The organism is Candidatus Cloacimonadaceae bacterium, from assembly GCA_030693415.1.
Classification (GTDB): Bacteria; Cloacimonadota; Cloacimonadia; order Cloacimonadales; family Cloacimonadaceae; genus JAUYAR01.
In genome coordinates this window covers 1-4,860 of sequence record JAUYAR010000028.1, presented here as the reverse complement: position 1 = coordinate 4,860, position 4,860 = coordinate 1, and the positions used below count along the sequence as shown (strand labels likewise).

Sequence of the window (4,860 nt, the reverse complement as noted above, 5' to 3'; positions counted from 1 at the left end):
ATATTGATTGCTCAATGGCTTCCAATGTGCATGAATCCAAGCTCTGCTTAGGTCGTCCCATTTCTCACTCCTTCTAAGTTTAGATATGAGACAATATAATCAGTATTTATGGCATGTCAATATAAATCTTGTATTATACGGCAAAACGCCCTCCAGGTTGAGGATGACGATCACCTACCTGAAGGGCGTACAAATTACTTTGTATCGTTTTGTTATATCAATCCATCGCGTTTCAGCAATGCATCCGGATCGGGTTTTCTGCCACGGAAGGCGACAAAGAGATCCATCGGGTGGAAAGCGTTTCCGCGGGAAAGGATGTTTTCTCGAAAGGATTTCGCCGTGGCGGGATCGAAGATGCCATTTTCCAAAAACAGGCTCCAGGCATCGGCTTCAAGTGCTTCCGCCCATTTGTAGGAATAGTATCCGGCGGAATACCCTCCCGCGAAGATATGTGAAAAGGCACAGGAAACATTGGCATCCGGCAGGCTGGGCATAAGACGGAAACGTTCCGTCACTTCTTTCTCAAATTCATCGACTTCACCGATCAAAGCAGGATTGATCTTATGCCAGGCAAAATCCAGCAAGGCATAGCGGAGCTGGTTGATATTCATCACTCCGGCTTGGAAGTTCCTGGCGGCGATAACTTTATCCAGCAACACCTTGGGCAGGGTTTCGCCAGTTTCATAGTGTTTGGCAAAGAGCTTTAAAGCTTTCTCTTCCAATAGCCAGTTTTCCATGATCTGAGAAGGCAATTCCACAAAATCCCACATCACGCTGGTGCCGCTGAGTCCTTTGTAGTATCCGTTTGCCAATAGCGAGTGCAGCGCGTGGCCAAATTCGTGAAACACGGTGCGGGCTTCATCCAAACGCAGCAACGAAGGCTGTTCAGGAGTGCTGGGCGTGAGCGAGGCAACGATGGAAACTTGCGGACGCAGCATTCCATCCTTGTGCAATCCCTGACCCTGAAAACTCGTCTGCCAGGCACCGCCACGTTTTGTATCGCGAGGGAAAAGATCCATATACATCAAGCCCAAAAAGGCACCGGAGCAGTCAAAGACTTCCCAGGTGGTCACATCGGGATGCCAGAGAGGCACATCGAAAACCTGTTTCACTTCGATGCCATAGATCTGTTTCGCCACCACAAACAAGCCTTCCACGACGTTTTCCAGCTTGAACCAGGGACGCAGCTCCTCAGGATCGTAGGCATAGCGTTGTTCTTTCAATTTATTTGAATAATAGCCAAAATCCCAGGGCATAAAATCCTCGATGCCGTCGGTTTCCTTGGCAAAATCCATCACTTCCTGAACTTCACTGAGCGCGGCGGGATGGGCGATGCCATAGATCTTCTCCAAAAAGCCGGTGGCGATATCCACTGATTCCGCCATCCGGTCGCTGAGCACATATTCGGCATGGGTCTCGAAACCGAGTAGTCTTGCGCGGTCAAAGCGAAGCTGCACAATGCGTTTGATGTGTTCCTGGTTGTCAAAATCATCCTTGAATGCGCGCGACGCGTAGGCACTTTGGATTAGGCGGCGCAGTTCGCGGTTTTTGCAATAGGTGATCAGCGGAATCATGCTGGAAGGCTGGAGGTTGAAAAGCCAGCCGCCTTCCTTGCCTTTGTGCAGTGCAATATGCGCGGCTCCGGCAAGGACGCCCTCAGGCATGCCTTCCACGTCTTTGGGATCGGTGACGTGCAGTTCGAAAGCGTTGGTCGCTCCCAAGACGTTATCGCTGAATTTGGGGCTGAGTTTGGAAGCTTCCATCGCGATCGCGGTCAGCTTTTTCTTATCTTCGTCATTTAAAAGCGCGCCGCCACGGATGAAGTTCTTGTAGGTGCGCTCCGTCAGCCGAAAACGTTCGGCAGTTTTGAGGTATTCCAGATCGCTGTAATCCTTTGGCAGTTCGGGCTTTTCCTTGCCGGCAACCAGGGCATCATAGACCGCTTTCACACGGGCAAAAATCACCGGATCGGTGGATATGCTGGAGCTAAACTCCGCTAACATTGGGGATATTTGCTGAGCCAAAGCCTTGAACCCGGCATCGGATTCCGCCGATAACAAATTGAAATATATGCCAGCTACATAGCCCAACAGCTCGCCATTGAGATCGAGGGCGAGGATCGTGTTTTCAAAATTGGGCGCTTCGGTATTGGCTTTCAAAGCTTCGATCTCGGCTCTGGCATCTTTCATTGCGGCTTCGATCGCCGGAGTGTAATGCTCGGTTCTAAATTCGGGAAAGGGGATCGCACGCAGCCGGTGGCTACTATTGCGCTTTAGTAAGGGATTGTTTGATTGATCCATTTTGTGTCCTTCTTTTGTGTGATTATCATCTGATACAAAGATAATCAGCAAAGGTATTTAGTCAAATGAATTATGCCGGAAAGCCAATATCTTGTCTAACGAGACTGTCCAAATTCCTCAACCATTTATCGCGTTTTATCCGGGCACTTGGGAGAATAAGTGGTCTTTAGTGCTGTCAATCGGCGTTGAACATTCTACCATTTTTTAGGATTTATCCTCGCCAACGGATAGCTAACAGTTTGGCAGATGTGCCATCGTCATTGCTACTATCGCCGACGGGGACGTCGGCGCTCCATGTTATGGAATTACCGACGTCCCCGTCGGTTCTTGATCGATGACAGCAATGAAGCATAGTTTTTGTGAAGCCTGTCCAAGTCCTTGTTTATTTGCATTAATTCTTTCCTCTCAGTTTGATTTGGTAGGTTGCCCACTCTCAGTCATCGCAGAAATTGCCAAGGGTTATCTGCAAGCATAAATCCGCCCGTGTTTCAAGCTTGCCATTTCCCCTCAAACCGGTTAAATTGTTTGCTGAAACCGGTGGTTTCAAAGGAGTAGCGATGGCTTCAAAACAGGAAGTTGTGGATTTTCTCGTCGGGCAGATTCAAACTGCGGGAGACATAATAGCCAAAAAGATGTTTGGCGAATATGGCGTTTATTGCGATGGGAAGATGATCGCGCTGGTTTGTGACGATCAGCTTTTCGTCAAACCCACCCTCGGAGGAAAAGAGTATTTGGGGGAAGTGGAAGAAGCTCCACCTTATCCAAGTGCGAAAAACTGGTTTTTGATCCCGGAGGACGATTGGGATGACGCCCCCCGGCTTTCCACCCTGATCAAAATCACCACTGCCGAAGTGCCGCTGCCGCGGAAAAAGAACTCGAAACAGTGACCGCGGAGTCTATTCAGCTCATCAGACAACGCTTTGCTTGACAGAAAAGACCGCGCGGATTTTGATCCTCGCAGGAGGGGTTCTGCCCATCCCGATCACGAAAAATGAGGATATAATGAAAAAGAAAGCCGGTTTTGACACCATACTCGTCCACGGAGGACAGCAGCCTGACGCTTTGAACGCGGTGAATCCCCCGATCTACCAGACCTCCACCTTTTCTTTCAACAATGCTCAACACGGCGCGGATTGCTTTTCCGGCGTGAGCGACGGATACATCTATACCCGTTTGGGAAATCCCACCATCCGGGTTTTGGAAGACGCGATGGCTGCCCTGGAAGGCGGTTTTGGCGGAATCGCCGTTGCCAGTGGAATGGCTGCCGTAACCACTGTCTATATGTCATTTCTGGATGCGGGAAGCCACATCGTATCCACGGATGCCGTCTATGGGGCTTCTCGTGGAGTTCTGGAAAAACACTTTATCCGCTTTGGCGTGGATTCCACATTCGTCGATACCAGCAAGCCGGAACTGATCGAAGCCGCGATCCGTCCAAACACGAAACTGCTTTTCATCGAAACTCCGGCAAATCCCACGATCTCGATCACGGATATCGCAGCGTGTGCGGAAATTGCCCACAAACATGGCATCCGCCTCGTGGTGGACAACACCTTCTGCTCGCCCTATCTGCAAAAACCTTTTGAATTGGGGGCGGACATTGTGCTGCATTCCATCACGAAGTTTATCAATGGACACGCGGACGTCGTTGGCGGAGTGATCATCGCCAAGACCGAAGCCGATCATAAGTACATGTATAACGTGATGACGAGCATGGGTCCGAATATGGATCCCCATCAGGCATTTCTCGTCATCCGGGGTCTGAAAACCCTTTCCCTGCGCATGGAACGCGCCCAATCCAACGCTCACAAAATTGCCCTTTGGCTGGAAAACCATCCCGCCATCGCCTGGGTGCGCTATCCAGGCTTGCCCTCACATCCGCAATTTGAACTGGCAAAGCGTCAACAGAAAGGCGCCGGGGCGATGATCTCCTTTGGCCTCAAGGGTGGGTTTGAAGCGGGGAAAATCCTCATGGACAGCGTCGAACTCGCAGTTTTGGCAGTATCCCTCGGCGGAGTGGAAACCCTGATCCAGCATCCCGCTTCCATGACCCACGCCAAAATGAGCGCCGAAGCCAAACTGAAAGCGGGTATCACAGACGACCTGGTTCGCTATTCAGTCGGCATCGAGGATGTGGAGGATCTGATCGCTGATCTGGATAAGGCATTGGCATGTATTGGGAATTGAGAACTGGGAATTGAGAACTGGGAATTGAGAATTGAGAATTGAGAATTGGGAATTGTGAATTGAGAATTGAGAATAGAGAATTGAGAAATGAGAATTGAGGATTGGGAATTGAGCAGCTGGATAAAAGACATATTATTGAGACTCCCTGGAAAAAACTCAATTTTTATGAATTTGCTCTGCCTGCGAGTTTGGGTTAGTAATTGCCAGTTTGGGCAACATCATTTCAAAATGAGCCTGAATAACTACAATAATCGCAACCAAAGTGGCAATAAGCAACGCGAAAATATGAGACAAAGATATAAAAGCAGATTTACCCTGTTTTTTGACCGTTTTGAGGCAGTATTCGTAGATTCTTTTCAGATTGATGCCCAGC

At 49.4% G+C, this 4,860-nt stretch carries 4 protein-coding genes; 2 read left to right on the top strand and 2 right to left on the bottom strand.

What is annotated here, in order from left to right:
- Positions 1-212: 212 nt before the first annotated feature.
- On the bottom strand, positions 213-2,300 hold the full coding sequence (locus Q8M98_01945; GenBank protein MDP3113516.1) for a M3 family metallopeptidase: 2,088 nt from the start codon (positions 2,298-2,300) through the stop codon (positions 213-215).
- 557 nt (positions 2,301-2,857) lie between these two features.
- Here Q8M98_01945 and Q8M98_01940 point away from each other — a divergent pair.
- Both Q8M98_01940 and Q8M98_01935 read left to right on the top strand, forming a co-directional pair.
- A complete protein-coding gene (locus tag Q8M98_01940) occupies positions 2,858-3,187 on the top strand; it encodes a TfoX/Sxy family protein (GenBank protein ID MDP3113515.1) in 330 nt (109 codons plus the stop codon).
- Positions 3,188-3,302: 115 nt separating this feature from the next.
- Positions 3,303-4,487, top strand: a complete 1,185-nt coding sequence (locus Q8M98_01935; protein ID MDP3113514.1) for a PLP-dependent aspartate aminotransferase family protein — start codon at positions 3,303-3,305, stop codon at positions 4,485-4,487.
- A 156-nt stretch (positions 4,488-4,643) separates the two neighbouring features.
- Here Q8M98_01935 and Q8M98_01930 read toward each other — a convergent pair.
- Positions 4,644-4,860, bottom strand: a 217-nt coding sequence (locus tag Q8M98_01930; GenBank protein ID MDP3113513.1) for a hypothetical protein, incomplete at its 5' end; no start/stop codon positions are given.

Bases quoted from the DNA above. Each gene is read 5' to 3' on its own strand.
- Q8M98_01945 (MDP3113516.1), bottom strand. From the start codon at position 2,300: ATGGATCAATCAAACAATCCCTTACTAAAGCGCAATAGTAGCCACCGG.
- Q8M98_01940 (MDP3113515.1), top strand. From the start codon at position 2,858: ATGGCTTCAAAACAGGAAGTTGTGGATTTTCTCGTCGGGCAGATTCAA.
- Q8M98_01935 (MDP3113514.1), top strand. From the start codon at position 3,303: ATGAAAAAGAAAGCCGGTTTTGACACCATACTCGTCCACGGAGGACAG.